At 54.4% G+C, this 19,163-nt stretch carries 18 protein-coding genes and 1 tRNA gene; 14 read left to right on the forward strand and 5 right to left on the reverse strand.

Annotated elements, in window-relative coordinates:
- Positions 1–121: 121 nt before the first annotated feature.
- A complete protein-coding gene (gene srtB, locus G340_RS0113300; protein WP_326522409.1) occupies positions 122–2,200 on the reverse strand; it encodes a class B sortase in 2,079 nt (692 codons plus the stop codon).
- A 121-nt stretch (positions 2,201–2,321) separates the two neighbouring features.
- Entirely contained in the window at positions 2,322–4,079 is a 1,758-nt protein-coding gene (locus tag G340_RS0113305; RefSeq protein WP_020074145.1) for a metallophosphoesterase, read from the reverse strand.
- Between the two features lie 431 nt (positions 4,080–4,510).
- On the opposite strand from G340_RS0113305, the gene pdaA reads away from it, so the two are divergent.
- The 7 genes from pdaA to G340_RS0113350 all read left to right on the forward strand — a co-directional run bounded on the left by pdaA (position 4,511) and on the right by G340_RS0113350 (position 11,326).
- Complete coding sequence (gene pdaA, locus G340_RS0113315; protein ID WP_020074147.1) at positions 4,511–5,314, forward strand: delta-lactam-biosynthetic de-N-acetylase; 804 nt, start codon at positions 4,511–4,513, stop codon at positions 5,312–5,314.
- 330 nt (positions 5,315–5,644) lie between these two features.
- Entirely contained in the window at positions 5,645–6,310 is a 666-nt protein-coding gene (trmB, locus tag G340_RS0113325) for a tRNA (guanosine(46)-N7)-methyltransferase TrmB (protein WP_020074149.1), read from the forward strand.
- A 373-nt stretch (positions 6,311–6,683) separates the two neighbouring features.
- Positions 6,684–7,862 (forward strand): ABC transporter substrate-binding protein, encoded by a 1,179-nt coding sequence (locus G340_RS0113330; RefSeq protein WP_020074150.1) that lies wholly within the window; start codon positions 6,684–6,686, stop codon positions 7,860–7,862.
- Between the two features lie 81 nt (positions 7,863–7,943).
- Positions 7,944–8,825, forward strand: a complete 882-nt coding sequence (locus G340_RS0113335) for a branched-chain amino acid ABC transporter permease (protein WP_020074151.1) — start codon at positions 7,944–7,946, stop codon at positions 8,823–8,825.
- A 16-nt stretch (positions 8,826–8,841) separates the two neighbouring features.
- Positions 8,842–9,846 (forward strand): branched-chain amino acid ABC transporter permease, encoded by a 1,005-nt coding sequence (locus tag G340_RS0113340; RefSeq protein WP_020074152.1) that lies wholly within the window; start codon positions 8,842–8,844, stop codon positions 9,844–9,846.
- A 3-nt stretch (positions 9,847–9,849) separates the two neighbouring features.
- On the forward strand, positions 9,850–10,611 hold the full coding sequence (locus G340_RS0113345) for an ABC transporter ATP-binding protein (protein ID WP_020074153.1): 762 nt from the start codon (positions 9,850–9,852) through the stop codon (positions 10,609–10,611).
- A gap of 1 nt (position 10,612) precedes the next feature.
- Positions 10,613–11,326, forward strand: a complete 714-nt coding sequence (locus tag G340_RS0113350) for an ABC transporter ATP-binding protein (protein WP_009060672.1) — start codon at positions 10,613–10,615, stop codon at positions 11,324–11,326.
- Positions 11,327–11,560: 234 nt separating this feature from the next.
- Here G340_RS0113350 and G340_RS0113355 read toward each other — a convergent pair whose 3' ends face one another.
- Together G340_RS0113355 and G340_RS0113360 are read right to left on the reverse strand one after the other, a co-directional pair.
- Entirely contained in the window at positions 11,561–12,604 is a 1,044-nt protein-coding gene (locus G340_RS0113355; RefSeq protein WP_020074154.1) for an Ldh family oxidoreductase, read from the reverse strand.
- Positions 12,605–12,945: 341 nt separating this feature from the next.
- A tRNA-Trp gene (locus G340_RS0113360) sits at positions 12,946–13,021 on the reverse strand.
- Between the two features lie 199 nt (positions 13,022–13,220).
- Here G340_RS0113360 and rpsU point away from each other — a divergent pair.
- The 5 genes from rpsU (at position 13,221) to pta (ending at position 16,785) form a co-directional block, all read left to right on the forward strand.
- Positions 13,221–13,397 carry a 30S ribosomal protein S21 gene (gene rpsU, locus G340_RS0113365; RefSeq protein WP_009060718.1) on the forward strand — a complete coding sequence of 59 codons (177 nt, stop codon included), beginning with the start codon at positions 13,221–13,223 and terminating at the stop codon, positions 13,395–13,397.
- A 95-nt stretch (positions 13,398–13,492) separates the two neighbouring features.
- Positions 13,493–14,023: a YqeG family HAD IIIA-type phosphatase gene (locus G340_RS0113370; RefSeq protein ID WP_020074155.1), complete on the forward strand. Its 531-nt coding sequence runs from the start codon at positions 13,493–13,495 to the stop codon at positions 14,021–14,023.
- Positions 14,020–14,457 carry a type II 3-dehydroquinate dehydratase gene (gene aroQ / locus G340_RS0113375; protein ID WP_020074156.1) on the forward strand — a complete coding sequence of 146 codons (438 nt, stop codon included), beginning with the start codon at positions 14,020–14,022 and terminating at the stop codon, positions 14,455–14,457. Before G340_RS0113370 ends, aroQ begins: the two co-directional genes overlap by 4 nt.
- 19 nt (positions 14,458–14,476) lie before the next feature.
- Entirely contained in the window at positions 14,477–15,565 is a 1,089-nt protein-coding gene (locus G340_RS0113380) for a M24 family metallopeptidase (protein ID WP_020074157.1), read from the forward strand.
- Between the two features lie 248 nt (positions 15,566–15,813).
- Entirely contained in the window at positions 15,814–16,785 is a 972-nt protein-coding gene (pta, locus tag G340_RS0113385; RefSeq protein ID WP_020074158.1) for a phosphate acetyltransferase, read from the forward strand.
- 100 nt (positions 16,786–16,885) lie between these two features.
- On the opposite strand, the gene G340_RS0113390 is transcribed toward pta, so the two are convergent.
- Positions 16,886–17,611, reverse strand: coding sequence for a flagellar brake protein (locus G340_RS0113390; RefSeq protein ID WP_020074159.1), 726 nt, complete (start codon positions 17,609–17,611; stop codon positions 16,886–16,888).
- 374 nt (positions 17,612–17,985) lie between these two features.
- Here G340_RS0113390 and efp point away from each other — a divergent pair, with 374 nt between their 5' ends.
- Both efp and G340_RS0113400 read left to right on the forward strand, forming a co-directional pair.
- Entirely contained in the window at positions 17,986–18,543 is a 558-nt protein-coding gene (gene efp, locus G340_RS0113395) for an elongation factor P (protein WP_009060496.1), read from the forward strand.
- Positions 18,544–18,601: 58 nt separating this feature from the next.
- Positions 18,602–19,033, forward strand: a complete 432-nt coding sequence (locus tag G340_RS0113400) for a CD1247 N-terminal domain-containing protein (RefSeq protein WP_020074160.1) — start codon at positions 18,602–18,604, stop codon at positions 19,031–19,033.
- Positions 19,034–19,163: the final 130 nt, after the last annotated feature.

Consider the following 19,163-nt stretch of genomic DNA (forward strand, 5'->3'; position numbering starts at 1 on the left):
GAAAAAGTTTCTGAGTTCTGAACATTTTTATTGGAGAGGGCGGCGCCATAAAAAAGAGAAGACGCGCACGGCTCGTGCGCGTCTTCTCTTTTTTATGGAATAGGGGGATGAATGACAGTGTTTATACGGCCTGCACTTTTCTGGCCTGCACAACAAAGCGCATGTCGCGCTCGTCACTGACACAGGTGGAGAGGGTTACGATCTGGCTGCCTGGGCCTGCAGTAACTCCGGTGTCATACAGGGACAGCTTTGCCATCGCCTTTAAATACTGTTCGTATTTTGACTGATCCGGAAAGGTAAGCGTATAGGTTTCGCTGTCCGGCGCGGCTTCGTGGGCGGAAAAAACCTCGCAGAGGATTTTTCCGCCCTTGCTGTACAGCTCCAGCGTCGGGTGCTGCTCCCAATAGGCTTTCTCCCGGTAGCGGAGCAGTTCGGCGAACATGGAGCCGTCGCGCATGTTGTGACCGTATAGGATGGAATGCTGCGCGGAAAGGCCGCCCGAAAGGCGGGAATCCAGAAAAACGGCCCCGGCGGTGTTCTTATTCTTGTAAAAGGTGTGCGTCAGGTAGTAGTCGTTGTCCTTGCCCTGTACCACCGGGTAGCTCAGGCCGGTACCCGGCAGGCGAATCCAGCCAGCCGCGTCGCTGTTCTGAGCGGTGAGCTTTTTGTAATCGAAGACAAACGGTTTTTCCTGCGGTGCGCTCGATTCCAGAGGGGCGGCAGTACCCTTGATCGAGAGGGCCGGGGAGGAGGACTCCATGCTCTGCTCCGCCTGCCGGTAGTCCTTGCCCGCATTCTGGTATTCCATATAGGCCGAATAAAACTGCAGGCCGCAGAAGGCCAGTATAAACAGGCACACCGCAACGGTAATGCCCTTCCAGTGCAGGAGCAGCGCCTGTTTGCCCTGTGCGAGTACGGGAGTCAGCCGCTTTATACGGGAAATCACCGCGGCGGAAAACGTGCCGGCCGGCTGGGCATCCCGAGGCAGACCTTCCGCCGGGGCGGGGAGCACGGCCGCTTCCCCGGGCAAAGGCTCCGAAATTTCCGCGGCAGCCGCGGGAACGGTGTGGGAGGGGCCCATCCAAACGGCGGAAACAGCCGCTACGATCGGAACCGCCAGAATAATACCGAAGCTGGCGGAAAAGGCCTGCATGATCTCAATGCCGATCCCATAAGAATTCACGACCTGAATGTACGGCAGGTCATACACATAATTCGATACCAGCATGCTCAAAGAGCCGCCCGCGAACGCGAGAATCAGCGTGGCGGCGTTGCTCCCCATGATGTCGCGCCCCACCCGCATGCCGGAGGAAAAAAGTGCCGCCCTGCCAAGCGAGGGGTTGCTCTCATGGATTTCGTTGACGGTGGAGGCGATCGAAATCGAGATATCGATCGCGGCGCCCAGAGAGGAAATCAGCAGCCCGGAGAACAAAAGCCCGCCCACCTGAATCTTGGTGCTGTCCCCCAGAAACAGCAGGTTTTCAATGTCGGAGACATTATAGCCGGAAACCCCCGAGAAATGGCCGAAGATCACTGCCGCCGCGCCCGCGATGATCACGCCGGACACCGTGCCGATCATGGCGCAGGCCGATTTTTTGGTCGGCCCGCCGATCAGGTACACCGTCACCACGGTGGTGACCGCCGCCACCAGCACCGCTGCCCAGAACGGGGAAAAGCCACGGAACACCAAGGGCAGGTACAGCCAGAAAATACAGGCCAGTGTGAAGATGAGCCCGATGGAGGACTTGATTCCCTGTTTGCCCGCAATGATGCTCAGCAGCAGGAAAAACAGCAGAACAAATACATAGATGACCTTTTCACGGTCCGCGCTGTATACGGAGGTAACCGAAATATCCCCGGAAACGCTCTGGATCGCGATGACCTCCATGCCGGGGGTACAGCCCGCGCCGAACAGGTAGCCCGCGGCGCTGGTGGCGTCTACCGTCTGCCCTTGCTTTGAGCCGCTCAGCATCAAAAGGCGAACCTGCTGTTCCCCGTAGCGGTGACCGTCCTCCTGTAAATTGTCCTTTACAACCTCAACCACCCGGGCGTGCTCAAAGGTACGCCCCACGGTTGTGACAAGCTCGGGCTTTTGCACCTGATTGAGCTGGTACAGAAAGAGTGCAAACACCACGGCCAGCACGGCGATAACGGCTCTGCGCACGTTCGCTTTGCGGTCCGCAAAATATTTTTCTGCCATATTCTTCAGCATATTTGTTTCCTCTGTTTTCTCTAGGATTCCCTTCGTGGACGCTGACAGGACAAAGGGGGCGAAAAGCTTTCGCTCCGCGCCCCGGCTGCCCGTCAAGCTGTGCTGTTACTTATTTTGCGAGCTTGCTCTTTTTCTCTTTCAGCGCCGCCACGCCCGCTGCGGCAAGGCCAAGAACGGCAAGCGCCGCCAAAGCGCCGGTGCCGGTCAGGTCGTTTGCGTCCCCGGTTTTGGGAGTGGTGGTTTTCGCAGCGGAAGCCGTGCCTTTTCCGGTGCTGCCGGTGGCCGCAGAGGTAACTGCCGGTGTGCGGTTTACCGTTTTCTCAATGGTGAAGGTGCTGTCGATCTGGCTTACCTGATCCTGAGCGATGCTGTAAGTCGAGATGCTGAAGGTTTTGTCGTCCAGAGAGAGAACCGAATAACTGGGCTGCCAGTTCTGGTTGCGGTATGCGATAAAGTTCTGCTGCTGGTGGGTCAGCTCGTAGAACTTGCTGCCGGTAGCAGAGTTGGCGGTCATGTACAGAGTGCCCTGCGGATTCACAACCTTGGTGGATTTGTCTCCGGTAATGGTATAGGCCTCGTTTCCTTTCAGGAAAAGCGCATTCGCCGCCACAGCCTTTGCATCCTTCTCATCGGGATAATACGGGAGCACCTGCTTGGTGGATTTGTCGATCACGTTGTCCCAGTCAAAGCTGCCGTCCGCCAGCTTATGTGCGTCGTAGGTCGGGTGGGTTTTTCCGTCGCCCTGCAAAAGGTAGCTGCGGGAGTAGCTGTGGTCGTGTCCCTGAAGAACCACGTCGACGTCATATTTGTCCAGAATGGGGGTCAGCTGGGTGCGCAGCACCATGCCGTCGGATTCCGAGTGATCCAGTCCGCTGCCGTAAATATCCTGGTGGAACATAACGATTCTCCAGCGGGTGTTGGGGTTTTCCTCGGTGGCTTTTTTCAGCAGAGCCTCATGGTCCGCACAGTTGTAGTTGTTGGTGTTCAGCACAACGAACAGCGCGTTGCCGTAAGTATAGTAATATCCGTTTCCGGCCACAGAGGGGCTGGTTTCTTCGGTAAAGGAATTCGGGTTGTTAAAGTGGAAGCTGTAGCTCTTGTTCGTGGCGTCGTGGTTGCCGATGGTCGTGGCTACGGGCAGGGATTTGAGGGCGGCGGGGTACAGGTACCCGGCGTATTCCATCTCGTTCCCGGGGTCGGTGCCGTTTACGTTTTTGTTGATCTGGTCGCCTGCGGACAAAGCAAAGCTAACGTCGGGGTTGCTTTTCAGCGCGATGTTCAGCGATTTGTTCCAGTTGAAGGAGTCGTTTCTCGCGGCGGTGTTCAGGGCCGATTTGTTTTCCAGCGCGTTGCCGGTGGAAACGGTCTGTCCCTTAGAAGCGCCGATCTGCGGGTCGCCGAAGAACAGCATCTTGAAGCTGGAAAAGCTTTTGGTGGCGTATTTAACGGGCTTGCTTTCCACGCCGTTCACCTGGTAGGTGTAGTAATAGGTGGAGTTTTCCTTCAGGCCGCTCACGGTCACCTTGTTGGAGACATACCCATCGATTGCGGGAGAGGTGGTGCCGGTAAAGGTTTTTGCGTCGCTCATGTCCTCCTTGGTTGCGAGGCGAACCACCGGGGTCGCCGCAGCGCCGGTTTTGGAGTACCAGCCGAAATTCAGCTCCGTTTCATTTTTGCCCGGCGTCAGAGAAACCTGCTGATAATCTGTGCTGACGGATGTCGCCCACTGCTGCTCGAAGCCGGCCCACGCGGAATCCTTTGTGGCGTCATTGAAGTGCTCGGTGGCCGCAAATGCGCCGGTCGCTGACGAAATGATCAGTCCGGCCGCCAGAACACTGCATACAAACGTTTTTGAACTTTTTTTCATATTACCCTCCTTGACTCACTCTTTCCATTTTTTGGCAAAAGAGCCTTCCTTACAGATTCAGTATAGAAAGCCCCAAATCAGATTTCAACAAACCTAGGAAATCTTCTCACAGGTTTAATTTTTCCTTAACATTTCTTCCCGAATTCCGGCGGTTCACATCTCTTTCATTCTCCATGAGAAATTCCGAAGGGGAGCGGTTCCTACCCACTCTTTTCCATATATATAAGGAAAAGGGAACGGGGCTCCGGAGCGGAGAAAGAAAAACATTCATAAAACGCGGCGCGGCGTCATAAATTAGAAAGAGAGAATCCTTGGCGCTGCGGCCGGAGATCTGAGCGGAGGGAATCAACAGCGGAAGGCCCCGCAGCCCGCGCTGTTGAGCGGTGCCCAACGGGAAGGCAGCTGCCCTGAGAGTCAGAGGGAGTGAGAGAATGTATTTGATTTTAAAGAAAAGACATGTGGCCGCGGTGCTGGCGTGCTGTTTGCTGCTGATTGGCGGGCCTCTTGCTTACCGTATTACCGCCGGAGCAGCGGTGGAAACCGGCGCGGCCGTCAGCTGGGGGCTCAGCTTTCAGGGCCCGCAGGGGAATACCCCGGTGGTAGATGCGAGCGATGCGGATTTAAAGCCCTATCACGCGTATTACAGAGGCGACACCAGCCAGAAGAAAGTGTACCTGACCTTTGACTGCGGGTACGAAAACGGCAACACCGCCTCCATTTTGGATACGCTCAAGAAGCAGAACGTCAAGGCCGCGTTCTTTGTGGTGGGGCATTATATCGATACCAGCGCCGATCTGGTCAAGCGCATGACGGAGGAAGGCCACATTGTGGGCAACCATACCTACCATCATCCCGACATGGCGAAGATTCAGGATAAGGCTTCGTTTGAAAAGGAGATCAAGTCGCTGGAGGAAGCTTATGAGGCGGCTGTGGGGCAGCCGATGAAGAAGTTCTACCGCCCGCCGCAGGGAAAATACAGCAAAGAAAACCTGCAGATGGCAAACGAGCTCGGCTACCGCACGATTTTCTGGAGCCTCGCGTATGTGGATTGGCAGGTCGATAAGCAGCCCAGCCACGACGAGGCGATGAAAAAGCTGACGACGCGGATTCATCCCGGCGCGGTAATTCTGCTGCACAGCACGTCGAAAACAAACGCGGAGATTCTCGACCAGCTGATCACCGAATGGAAAAAGATGGGATATACGTTCGGTACGCTGGATGAGCTGGTCGCCTGAGCGGCGGCCGCGCAGCCGGACGGCGCTGAAAAAATTCACTCCATGGCATCACCAGCGGTTTCAAACGCCGGGGGCATCTGCTCCCGGCGCTTTTGTGCGCGCGGGCGCGGGAAAGTGCCAAAACAAAGCGGAAACGCTTGCATTTTCCCGCTGTGTGCATTACAATAGAAAAGCTGATTCACATGCCGTTTTTTCGGCTGTGGGAGCAATCAAACACCGGCCGCGCTTTTGGAACGGCTTTTAAGATGCGCGCTTATCATATTCATATCGGCTCCTTTGAAACGAGCGCGACGACAGGCCCGATGTGTGCGGCTGCTGGCGGTGGTAACAATGAGAATGAGAAAAAAGGCGTGGGCACGCCCGGAGCTGGCCCGTTGCCCGTATTTTATCGGCACTCCGGAGGAATGGAAGGGCCGCTGGGGCGAATGGTTCCCCGAGAAGCGCCCGATCCATCTGGAGCTGGGCTGCGGCAAGGGGGTCTTTCTGGCCAAGCTTGCACCCCTCCATCCGGAGATCAACTACATCGGCGTCGACCAAAGTCCGGACGTTCTGGGCGTGGCGCGCAGAAATCTGGAAGAAGCATATGGTGAGCAGGAAAAACCGGTTCATAATGTGGCGCTGATCGCGCATCATATTGAGGACATGCCCAAGGTCGTCGATTTGAGCGACGGGGTGGAGCGGCTCTACATTAATTTCTGCAATCCCTGGCCAAAGGTGCGGCACCATAAGCGGCGCATGACGCACCCGAATCAGCTGGAGCTGTACAAGTCTTTTTTAGCTGACGGAGCGGAGATCCATTTTAAGACGGACGACGAGGCTTTGTACCTCTCTACGCTGCGGTATTTTACAGAGAGCGGCTTTACGCTGCTGCGGTCTACGCAGAACCTTCACGCCGAGCAGTGGGAGGAAAGCCCCTCTACGGAGCATGAGCAGATGTTTTCCGCCCGGGGGATTCCCATTAAGGCGGCGATTGCCCTCTGGGGAGGCACAAAGTGATTCTTGCAGGTTTTGATGAGTAAACTTTCGTATTTTGAACAGTGATACTAAAAAAACGGCAATAGTTGAAAGAAAATGAACGTGATCGGAGAACAAAACGCATTTTTTTAGGTTTCAGTTGCAAAAACTGCCCGGCGGGAGTATAATTTGAAGAAAGATTTTTGCTGAGAACAGTTCTGCTTTAGGCAGATCGCTTTTACAGAGCAATGCGGTATCTTTTTTATATTTTAAAGCGTGGCGGCATGGCTGCCCGCAGCCTTTGGCCCGGCTGATTTTGTTGCATATGGAAAAGGGAAGTCGGACAAGAGGGGTCCGCGGAATTATATTTTCGGTTCGCCGATGATATATTAATTTTATTTTAGGAGGAAACACGATGAAAAAGCGTATCTTGGCCGCTGCAATGGCTGCGGTAATGATGGGTACTGCTCTGACCGGCTGCGGCAATAAGCCGGCGGAAAGCGGCTCTTCCAGTGCCGCTGCAAATACGGATGCAAATGAGATTGTAATTGGCGGCTTGGCCCCCCTGACCGGTAGCGTTTCTATTTATGGCACTGCGGTAAACAATGCGGTTCAGCTGGCGATAGAACAGATTAACCAGGGTGACGGTGTTCTGGGTAAAAAGATTAAATATATTTCTTACGATACCAAGGGTGACGCAACCGAGGCGGTCAACGCTTACAATAAGCTGGTGCAGAACGATAAGATCGTAGCGCTGATCGGCGACGTTACTTCTACCCCCACGCTGGCGGTTTCATCCGAAGCGGCAAAGAGCGGAATCCCGATGATCTCCGCTACTGCTACCGCCGAGGATGTCACCGCGGCGGGCCCGAATGTATTCCGCGCCTGCTTTACTGATCCTTTCCAGGGGGAATTGATGGCGAATTACGCTAGCAAAAAGCTGAACGCGAAGACCGCTGCGATCATTTACAATATGGCGGACGACTATTCCGTCGGCCTGGCGGAAACCTTTGAGAAGACCGCCAAAGACCTTGGTCTGGAGGTCGTCGCAAAGGAAAGCTACACCACCAACGACGTCGATTTCAAATCGCAGCTGACGAAGATTGCCGCGAAGAGCCCCGACGTGTTCTTTGTACCGGTGTATTACCAGGATGTTGCGCTGATCGCTACACAGGCCAGACAGCTGGGCATTAAATCTACCCTGCTGGGCGGCGACGGCTGGGACGGCGTGATTAAGCAGGTTGGCAAAGACAACGCGTCTGCTGTGGAGGGCTCTCTGTTCTGCAGCCAGTATTCCGCAGAATCCACCGATCCGGCTCTGAAGAAGTTCCTTGAAGAATACAAGGCAAAATATAACGCAGACGCCAACATGTTTGCTGTTTTGGGTTATGATGCTGTGCATATTCTGGTGCAGGCAATTGAAGAGGCCGGCTCCACCGATTCCAAAGCGGTTGTTGAGAAAATGGCGGCCATCAAGTACAGCGGCCTGACCGGTGAAATCACTTATGATGAGAATCGCAACCCCATCAAGCAGGCGGCGATCACTCAGATTAAGGACGGAGCCTATAAGTTCCTCGAATATTATTCCAAATAAGCAATAACGGTGATAGTCTGGTGAAAAGAGGGCGATTGCATCACCCTCTTTTTGCCGTATCGAATCAAGGAAGGTGCGGACATGGGGTTTATTTCACAGGTGATTAACGGCTTGGGGCTGGGCAGTATCTACGCCCTTGTGGCGTTGGGTTACAGCATGGTGTACGGAATTGTTCAGCTCATTAATTTTGCGCACGGCGATATTATTATGGTGGGCGCATACGCGATGTTCCTGTTGCTCACGCTCGCGGGCGCCCCTCTTTGGGCCGCGGTTCTGGGCTCTATTTTGTTCTGCGTGGTTGCGGGTGTGTTCATTGAACGCGTTGCGTACCGTCGCCTGATCAACATGAAAGCACCCCGAATTTCTCTGCTGATTACAGCAATCGGTGTCAGCATTTTTCTTCAGAATCTGTCGCAGCTGCTGTTTACCTCCAGCGGCAGAACCATTCCCAGCATGTTTGATCTCGGCACTCTCGAGGCCGGTTCTTTGCAGGTGCCGTCGGGCAGCATCATCAATATCCTCACCTCGGTGGCGATGATGGTCGGCCTGAGCTTTCTCGTCAATAAAACCAAAATCGGCAAGGCGATGCGTGCTACCTCGGAGGATGCGGACGCCGCCAGGCTGATGGGCATTAATACCAACCACTCGATCGCGTTTACATTCGGGCTTGGCTCCGGCCTTGCGGCTGTGGGCGCCGTGCTGTACTGCAACACATACCCCATGATTACCCCCTATATGGGCGGCCTGCTGGGCCTGAAAGCCTTTGTCGCGGCGGTTCTGGGCGGCATCGGCAGCATTCCCGGCGCCATGCTGGGCGGCTATGTGCTGGGTGTTGCGGAGAGCCTGACAAAAGGCTATATTTCCAGCAGCTTTACCGACGCGGTTGTCTTTGGCATCCTGATTCTTGTTTTGCTGGTCCGCCCTGCGGGTCTGCTCGGCAGGAATGTCAGCGAAAAGGTTTAAGGGGGCGCAAAGAAGCATGAATCGAAAAAAAGTTACTGTTTACGGCGTGATCCTTGTCCTGATTCTGGCCATTTACGCTGTAGTAACCGGGCTTACGGACGCCGGTGTGCTGAACTCGTACTATTCCGGTATCTTGATTATGGTCTGCATCAATATCATTCTGGCGACCAGCCTGAATCTTTCCACCGGCTTTCTGGGTCAGCTGATTTTGGGCCATGCCGGTTTTATGTCGGTCGGCGCTTATGCCGCCGCGCTGTTTACCCTGCGCGCCGGGCTGCCGGACTCGATTGATTTCCTAGTTGCGCTTCTCGTCGGCGGATTGACGGCGGCTCTGTTCGGCCTGCTCATCGGCATTCCCGCCCTGCGCCTGAAGGGCGATTATCTGGCGATCATCACGCTGGGCTTCGGCGAGATCATCCGCGTGATCATCATCAACCTCGATTTTACCGGCGGCGCCAGGGGCCTACGCGGGATTCCCAAAGAAACGAATTTCTCCTGGGTATACCTGCTAGCGGTGCTGACCGTTGCCATTATTTTTGCGTTCATCCATACCCGGCACGGCCGCGCGGTCATTTCCATCCGTGAGGATGAAATCGCCGCCGAGGCTTCCGGTGTGAATACCACCTATTATAAGCTGCTGGCATTTATCATGTCCGCGTTTTTCGCCGGAATCGCCGGCGGCTTGTACGCGCACCACATCGGCATTTTGAACCCCAGCAAGTTCGATTTTAACTATTCGGTCGAAATCCTCGTCATGGTGGTTCTGGGCGGCATGGGCTCCATTACCGGTTCGGTCATCGCCGCCACAGTGCTCACCATTCTGCCTGAGGCGCTGCGCGATTTTTCAAGCTACCGCATGCTGGCCTACTCGGTCGTGCTGATCTGCGTGATGCTGTTCCGCCCCTCCGGTCTGTTGGGTCAGTACGAAATTTCTTTGACCCGCCTGTTTGGAAAGCTGAGCGGTTCCAAAGGCAACAAAACAACGAAGAATCCCGCATCCGGCGGGGAAAAGGGGGCGTAACGGATGCCATTGCTGGAAGCAAAGCATTTGGGAATTGCGTTTGGCGGCCTGCGCGCCTTGGAAGATGTCAATTTCCAGCTGGAAGAAAATCAGATCATGGGTCTGATCGGCCCGAACGGCGCCGGTAAGACAACTGTATTTAACCTGCTGACGCAGGTATATCAGCCGACGGAGGGAACCATCGAGCTGGAGGGGAAAAGCATCATCGGCAAAAAAACCTATGATGTGACCCGCGGCGGAATCGCCCGTACCTTCCAAAATATCCGTCTGTTTAAAGACATTTCGGTTCTGGACAATGTACGCATTGCAATGAACTACCAGATGAAATACTCCGCGTTGGCAGGAATTCTGCGCCTTCCCTCCTACTGGAAGGAGGAGCGCGCCATGACCGAACGCGCAATGGATTTGCTTTCTGTATTTAATCTACAGGATTTGGCGGAGTCTAAGGCAAGAAATCTGCCCTACGGCCAGCAGAGAAAGCTTGAGATTGCCCGCGCTTTAGCGGCGTCCCCCAAGGTTTTGCTGCTGGATGAACCGGCTGCCGGTATGAATCCCACAGAAACGCATGAGCTGATGGAATCCATTCAGCTGATCCGTGATCGTTTCTCTATTTCTATCCTTTTGATTGAGCATGACATGAGCTTTGTCATGGGAATCTGCCAGCGCCTGGTGGTGCTGGATTACGGCAGAATCATCGCGAAGGGCTCTGCGGAGGAAATCCGCACGAATCCCAAGGTGATTGCGGCGTATCTGGGAGGGGAGTAAAATGGGAGCAATGCTTTCTGTGCAGGATCTGGTTGTGAACTACGGCTCAATCCGGGCAATTAAAGGAATTTCTTTTGAGGTCAATCAGGGCGAGATCGTCACGCTGATCGGCGCGAACGGCGCGGGGAAGACGACGACTCTTCACGCGATTTCGGGTCTGGTCAAGACCAAAAGCGGCAGCGTGAGCTTTTGCGACCACGATCTGCTCAGTACGGAGCCGCACAAAATTCTGGGGCTTGGCATGGCGCACGTGCCGGAGGGCCGCCGGGTTTTTTCTCGCATGACAGTGATGGAAAACCTTCAGATGGGCGCGTATATTCGCAATGACGCCTCCGGTATTTCGGAGGATTACGACATGGTGTTCGAGCGCCTGCCGCGTTTAAAAGAGCGCCGCAAGCAGGCGGCGGGCACACTTTCGGGCGGCGAGCAGCAGATGCTGGCCATTGGCCGCGCGCTGATGGGCCGGCCGAAGATGCTGCTGCTGGATGAACCCTCCATGGGGCTTTCTCCGCTTCTGGTGGGTGAAATTTTCAAGATCATTTCCGACGTAAATGAGTCCGGCGTGACCGTTCTGCTGGTGGAGCAGAACGCGAAAAAGGCGCTGGAAATCGCGGACCGCGCATACGTGCTCGAAACCGGAAAGATCGTCATGTCCGGCGATACCCTTGAGCTGGCCGATAACGAAGAGGTGCGCAAGGCGTATCTCGGCGGCTGAGCCACTGTGTCTTATTTTTTATGGATTTTTCCTAGGGAAAGGCTTCGATTTCTTCAAAAGAAATCGAAGCCTTTTTTGCGGTTTGTACAGCGTTGGCGTTTCCCGATGCGTATGCTATACTATAGACCAGATCAAGCAGTTTTTACAGTACGGAAAATGCCAAATTATTTGAAGGATATTCTATGGGCGAATTTGTTCTCTGGCTTTTTGCAGTTGCAATCATCTGCTTTGTCTTTATTCCTCCGGGAAAACCGCACCGCAGGCCTTGCCAATGGCAAGCAGCTCACCGAAGATTTCATCCGGCAGGCTGATTCCCTGCTCCAGATTTTTCCTGCGGCGGTTATCACTTCCCTCGCCGGGCATGAAAATTTCGCTAACACCCTCGGCGGGGCGCAGGGATTTGATCTCCCGGCTCATCTGGGCGACGCCGCTGCGGAATATATCCACATCCACAAAATGAGAAATGTCGATCGCGCCGATAAAGTGGCCGACCTCCTGCGGATTCTGCATGTCGCCGTACAGGTCGTGCAGGTGCGGGCCGAATTTTCCGCCGCTGAGCACCCCGCACAGAATATCGATCATGATCGCCAGGCCACTTCCCTTCGGGCCGCCGATGGGGAGCAGGGAGCCCTTGCGGCCCTCGGCGGGGTCGGTGGTGGGGTGTCCGTCTTTGTCCAGCGCCCAGCCCTCTGGAATCGGCTTCCCGAGCTTTTGGGCCATAATCAGCTTGCCCAAAGCGACGACGCTGGGGGCCATGTCCAGCACAACAGCGCCCTCCTCGCCGGGAGAAGCAATCGAGATCGGGTTCGTGCCCATATAGGGCTCCGATGCGCCGTAGGGGGCAATTTTCGAGGTCAGGTTTGCCGCGCAGATGCCGACCATGCCCTGCTCGGCCGCAAGGCGGGTGTAATAGGCCGCGGCCCCAAAGTGGTTGGAATTTTTCACGGTTGCAAAGCAGCAGCCGGCTTCCCGGGCCTTTTCGATGCATTTTTCCATGGTGAATTTGGCCGCGGGCATTCCAAGGCTGTTGCCCGCGTTTACCACCAGGGCGGCGGGGCTCTCTCTTTCAATCGTGATCCGATTCTCTTTGGAAACGACTCCGGCGTCCAGCCGTTCCAGATAAATCGCCAGCCTGCTGACGCCGTGCGTGCTGATCCCGCACAGATCCGCGTCAACTAGGCAGTGAGCCACCGTTTGGGCGCATTGCGATTCTACTCCGTGCTTTTTTAATATGTCCAGACAAAAAGCTTCCAAATTCTCCGGCTTTACCTGTTTCATGGTATCGACTCCTTTGTGTGGTGCAGAGATATTTTTATTGTATCACGAATGCGGCCGTTAGAGCAATCAAGCAAAAATTTTCGGAGATATCAAAGGAGGTCAGATAAAAAACGGCTGGAGGGTTTATACCCTATCGGATTCATCACAGATAACAGGGCTGAGTGATATGTTGGGCATCCAATCAAAGAGTGAATTTATGTACACTGGGTACAGGGGAAATCCGGCGAAGATATTTTTTATTGCAAGGCTTTGAAAAATTGTATTAACAACTCTAAATAAGGCAGAGACACAAGAAAAGCCGCATACACGCTGAAAAATCAACGAATATGCGGCTTCTTTTCTGGCAGGGGCAGAAGGACTTGAACCCTCGGCACGTGGTTTTGGAGACCACTGCTCTACCAACTGAGCTATACCCCTGTATCATCCTGCAAAAAACGAGTAGTGCGGGTATTATAGTATCATTTTATGGGGGTTCTGTCAATATCCCTTTGCATTTTTTCCCCGGCAAAGATTCTTTCTTAGCACTTGACATCTTTCCCGTCAGCCGGTATAATTATTTTTATGTTATACGGGATAACTAATACCCCTGCCTGGTGGCGGAGGGGAGGGAAAATAAATGGCTGAAATCAGAATCAAAGACAATGAATCTTTGGACAGCGCGCTGAGACGTTTTAAAAAGCAGTGCGCCAGAGCCGGAGTGATTGCCGAGGTTCGTAAGAGAGAAGCTTACGAGAAGCCTTCGGTAAAGCGGAAGAAGAAGTCTGAAGCCGCACGTAAGCGCAAGTTTAAGTAAGTTGAATGGATGAAAAGCGGGCTGATTCAGCCCGCTTTTTTAACCATTTGCGGTGGTTTGCGGGGCAGATTTGTTTTGAAAAGAGGGGAGACGGTATGTCGTTGTTCTTGCCTACGGCGGCGGTGGACAGAGTTACCGACATCACGCCGGAGATGATCAGAGAGATGGGGGCGAGCGCGATTATTCTGGATGTGGATAATACGCTGGCAACCCACGGCTCGCCGGTTCCCCTTGTGGGAACCGTGGAATGGGCCCGCGCCATGCGGCAGGCGGGGCTTGCGGTTGTTATTGTATCCAATAATTTTAAGGATCGTGTTGCGCCGTTCGCGGAAAAGTATGATCTGCCTTTTTTGTGTGTGGCGATGAAGCCGCTGCCGTTTGCCTACTGGCGCGCGGCGCGCTTTCTGGGTGTTCCGCGCGGCCAGGCAGTGGCGGTGGGCGACCAGATTTTTACAGATGTCATGGGCGCGAACGTGGCCGGGGTCAAATCGATTCTGCTGCGCCCCAGCGACCCGGAAACCAGCGTGTCGTTCCGGCTGCGCAGGCGCCTGGAGGAACCGATCCGCCGCAAAATTGAGCGGCGCCAGGCAGAGCGGAAAAAAACGGACAGGAGTGGAAAAGCGTGAGCAAAAAAAAGGTACTTGTGTTATTGGGGCCTAACTTAAATATGGTGGGAATCCGTGAAAAGGGCGTGTACGGTGACGAAACCGCCCAGAGCATTGAAATGCAGATTCGTGAATATGCCGAAAGCCTTGGCTTTGAATGCGAAATCTTCCAGTCCAACTGGGAGGGGGCGCTGATCGATAAAATCCATGAGGCCAAAGGCGTGTTTGACGGCGTGGTGCTCAATGCCGGCGCGCTCACCCACTACAGCTACGCGCTGCGGGACGCGGTTGCCTGCCTGCGGATTCCATTCGTTGAAACGCACATGTCGAATGTGTTTGCCAGAGAGCCGTTCCGCGCGCACTCCGTTTTGTCGGAGGTGTGCGCCGGGGTCATCTGCGGCTTTGGCAAGCACAGCTACTTTTTGGCGCTGCAGGCGCTGAAAAGCCTGATGTAACAGAAGGGAGACTTATTTCATGAAAACGGCTGTGGAAGAGCTGCAGCGGGTGCTGCGGGATCAGGTGCTGGAACAGGAGGCGGACGCCGCGCTGGTGACGTCGCCGCAGAATCGTTTGTATCTGACCGGCTTTCCTTCGTCGGCCGGCTGGGTGCTCATCACGCCGGAGAAATCCTATTTTCTGACGGACTTCCGGTATTTTGAGGCGGCCGGGCGGCAGGTGAAATCCTGCGAGGTCGTGCTGATGAGCCGCCTCTCAGAGAACGTTCGGCAGATCGTGCAGCGCCACGGCATTCGGCGGGTTCTGGTGGAAAACGCCGGCCTGAGCCTTGCGGATGCGAAAAACTACCGCGAAATGTTCGGCACCATGGGCGCGCAGACAGTGGAGGACAGCACGCTCGACCGTCTGCTGCGCGGCCTGCGGGCGGTCAAAACGCCGCGGGAGCTGCAAAAGATCCGCGATTCGCAGGCGATTACAGACGCGGCATTCTCGCATATTCTCACCGTGCTGCGCCCCGGCCTGACCGAGCGCGAGGTTGCGCTCGAGATCGAATTCTTCATGCGCCGCAGCGGAGCTCAGGGCGTGGCGTTTGATCTGATCGTCGTTTCCGGCGCGAATGGTTCGCTGTGCCACGGCGTTCCCTCCGAAAAGAAGATCGAGAAGGGCGATTTGGTCACCATGGACATCGGCGCGCTGCTGGACGGGTACCATTCCGACATGACACGCACCGTCGGCATCGGGCATTTGTCCGAAGAGCAGGAGCGCGTGTATCACACAGTGCTTTCGGCCCAGCTGGCCGCCATTGAAAAGGCGGCGCCCGGCGTTGTATGCAGCGAGGTCGACCGCGCGGCGCGCGATATCATCGACAGGGAGTACCCCGGTACGTTCGGTCACAGCACCGGCCACGGCGTGGGAGTCGAAATCCACGAATGGCCGAACTTCGCGCCCAACTGCCAGGAGGTGCTGCGCCCCGGCATGGTGGTCACAGCGGAGCCCGGCATTTACCTGCCCGGCAAATTCGGCGTGCGCATCGAGGACATGATCGCCATTACGGAGGACGGCTGCGAAAATCTGACGGCCTCCGACAAAACGCTGCTGATCTTGTGAGAGCCCCGCTTTTTATCGCTTTTATCACAATTTGGAACCATGGGTTTGCTTCTTCCCCTGCCGGCGGCAGGGGAGATAAGCCCGGGTTCCTTTTGGGTTAAGGAGCAGCAAAAAAACAGTCATAATCTGCTTTTCAGTTTCTAAAATGTCAAAAGAGTGTTGATATTGTCAACCGGCGGGGTGTATAATAAGCACGCAGAAGTCTACGGATAAAGGCTGTAATATGTGAGTAACGGAGGAAAAGTGAGATGTTTGAAGAGCTGATTGCACAGCTGAAGGGCAAGAACAGAAGGCTTGTGTTTACCGAGGGTTCGGAGCCCAGAATCCTGAGTGCGGCCGTTCGTCTTCATCAGCAGGGAATTCTTGTGCCGGTGCTGCTCGGCGACCCGGCGGAGATTCAGGCCGCCGCAAAAGAAGGCGGATTTGATATTGAGGGGATCGAAATTGTTGACCCCACCCATTTTGAGAAATTCGACGAAATGGTAGACAAAATGGTTGAGCTGAGAAAGGGCAAAATGGATGCCGAAGCATGCCGCGCCGCGCTTTCCAAGTCCAACTATTTCGGCACCATGCTCGTAAAAATCGGATATGTGGACTGCCTCCTCGGCGGCGCTACCTACTCCACAGCGGACACGGTTCGCCCCGCTTTGCAGCTGATTAAGACAAAGCCCGGCAACAAGATCGTTTCCAGCTGCTTTATTATGTACAGGGAGAAAGACGGCAAAGAGGAAAAATACGCGATGGGCGACTGCGCGATCAACATTGCTCCCAACGAGGATGAGCTGGTGGAAATTACGATGGAAACCGCCCGTACCGCCCGTCTGTTCGGCATCGACCCGAAGGTTGCTTTGCTCTCTTACAGCTCCCTCGGATCCGGCAAGGGCGATTCCGTCACGCTGATGCAGAACGCGACGGCGAAGGTAAAGGAACTCAACCCCGATTTCCCGGTGGACGGCGAGCTGCAGTTTGACGCCGCTTTCTCCCCCGAGGTTGCAAAGACCAAGGCAAAGGGCAGCGCCGTTGCAGGCCATGCCAACACCTTCATTTTCCCCGACGTGGACGCCGGCAACATCGGCTACAAAATCGGCCAGCGCCTGGGCGGCTTTGAGGCTTACGGCCCGCTGCTGCAGGGCCTGAACGCTCCGATCAACGATCTTTCCAGAGGCTGCAACGCTGAGGAAGTCTATAAAATGGCGATCATCACCGCTTCGCAGAAGTAATTCTGCCGAAAGGCGAATCGTCTCCCGGCAAAAAGCCGCCGCATCCGGTAACGGGCGCGGCGGCTTTGCTTGTGCTGTTTTGTGAGGGTATGCGCCGGCATTACCGCCGGCGGGAAGTCCCCTGGTTTTTATCGTCGGTATTCGCCGCTTCAAACTGCATTTTGCGACGGAGCAGAAATTCGCGCTGTTTGGCGAACACATACTGCATAACGGCTTCCTGATCGCGTTTTTCCCGAAAATAGAAGCGGGCCCGGTATTCGTACATGCCGTACAGCTCCCTCGAATCCTCCGGTGACTGGCTGTGCAGCACAATGGCCTCAACAGTAATCATCTGGTCTTTCAGCGGCAGGGTACAGTAAATCGGCTCCTCTTCCGAAAGAAGCGTAGGGGAAAGAAAACAGATTCCGCCACCGCTGATGTTTTCCCCCGTTGCGGGGTGCGGGGGGAGATTTCCCGTCTCATCGGGTCCAGCCATAGGGCGCGTATAGGTAAATTCAAAGGTTGAATTCACCCGGTAAAATTCGCGGCGCTGAATCGACTCCAGGCGACCGATCTGGATTTTTGCGATCGCCACGTTATTTTCTGACAAATTGGCCAGAACCTTGCCGTCTGCCCGGTACAGGCCGGTCTGCGCGTAAAAAATAAAATCGTAGTCCTCGAAGGTAGAGAGCCGAATTACCTGCCCTTTGAAAATAGGGGTATAAATCAGGATCGTCTCTTCGTCCACAATGGTGTCGATATAGCTTATGTAAGAGCGCCGGGGGCCGTCGCTGACCTTTACACTGATGCTCACTTTATCACCGGGGTTGATATAGGATGATCTCATAAAAGTTCTCCTTTCCCATCGTTTATGGGAATGCAAGCCGGGCAATTTTCAGAATGCCTCTGTATTTTCCAATTGGCAAAACCGGTATCACAGCCTTTTCCGGTTATGATACCGTAAGGCGCAGAACGCCGGTGCGGTATGTCCTATCGATCGGCGAAGCCGGTATTACGGCAGCCCTGTGGTTATTATACCATGTTCCGCAAAAACACACTATCTAATTTGAAAAAACTGGAAGAAAAATTTATTAAAATTTGATTTTGCAAAATGCCCGCAATCCGCGGCATTTCCAATACTTTATCAGATAATGCTTGAAAAACGGGAAAAAATATTATAAACTATGGGGTAGTAAATAATAATTTGGAGGAATCAAACCCATGATATCAGCAGGCGATTTTCGCAATGGCGTGACCTTTGAAATGGACGGGAACGTTGTGTCCATTATAGAATTCCAGCACGTCAAGCCCGGAAAAGGCGCGGCGTTTGTCCGTACCAAGATCAGAAATGTAATCACCGGCGCTGTGACAGAAAGAACCTTTAACCCCAATGATAAATATCCCACTGCCTTTGTGGAACGCAAGGACATGCAGTACCTGTACAGCGACGGCGATCTGTATTATTTCATGGACAATGAAACATACGAGCAGATCCCGATCAACAAGTCTGTCTTGGGTGATAACTTCCGCTTTGTAAAAGAAAACATGGAATGCAAGGTGTTGTCTTACAAGGGCAACGTGTTCGGGGTGGAGCCGCCCAACTTTGTTGAGCTGCAGATTACCGAAACAGACCCCGGCTTTAAGGGCGATACCGCCACCAACGCCACCAAGCCTGCTACACTGGAAACCGGCGCCGTCATTCGTGTGCCGCTGTTTATCGACGAGGGCGAAATGATTCGCATCGATACCAGAACCGGTGAATATATGGAGCGCGCGTAACGCATAATCTTTCTGAACAGAAGTTTATGATATATTAATGTGAAAAGGGGGCATCATTATGACCAATACAGAGAAAGTAGCTTACATCCGCGGCCTGACCGAGGGGCTTGAGCTGGATACGGACAAGAAAGAGGTTAAGGTACTCAATGCGATTATTGATTTGCTGGATGATATTGCGCTGACATTGGCGGATATCGAGGCGGATCACGAAGAGCTGGCGGATCAGCTCGATGCTGTTGACGAGGATCTGGGTACGCTGGAGGATGATTTCTACGGCGACGAGGATGACGACGAGGATTATGATGCTGATGACGACTGCTATTACGAGGTAACCTGCCCGGCCTGTAACGAAACGCTGTGCCTGACAGAGGATATCATCAACGAAGGCCACATCGACTGCCCGAACTGCGGCGAAAACCTGGAGTTCGATCTCGAGAGCCTGGAGGATGAAGACGAAGAGGGAAGCAGCTGCGGCTGTGAGCAACACTGATATTCGGCGGGAGATTCCTGCTTTTGGGAGAAACCGGTGCCGTGTGCACCGGTTTTTTCGCGGAAACCCGGTTAGCAGGCATTTGCTGTGGGGTTCCCTAACGAGCTGCGGCCGGCAAAGGGCCGGCCCC

It is taken from the genome of Faecalispora sporosphaeroides DSM 1294 (genome assembly GCA_000383295.1).
GTDB classification, from domain to species: domain Bacteria; phylum Bacillota; class Clostridia; order Oscillospirales; family Acutalibacteraceae; genus Faecalispora; species Faecalispora sporosphaeroides.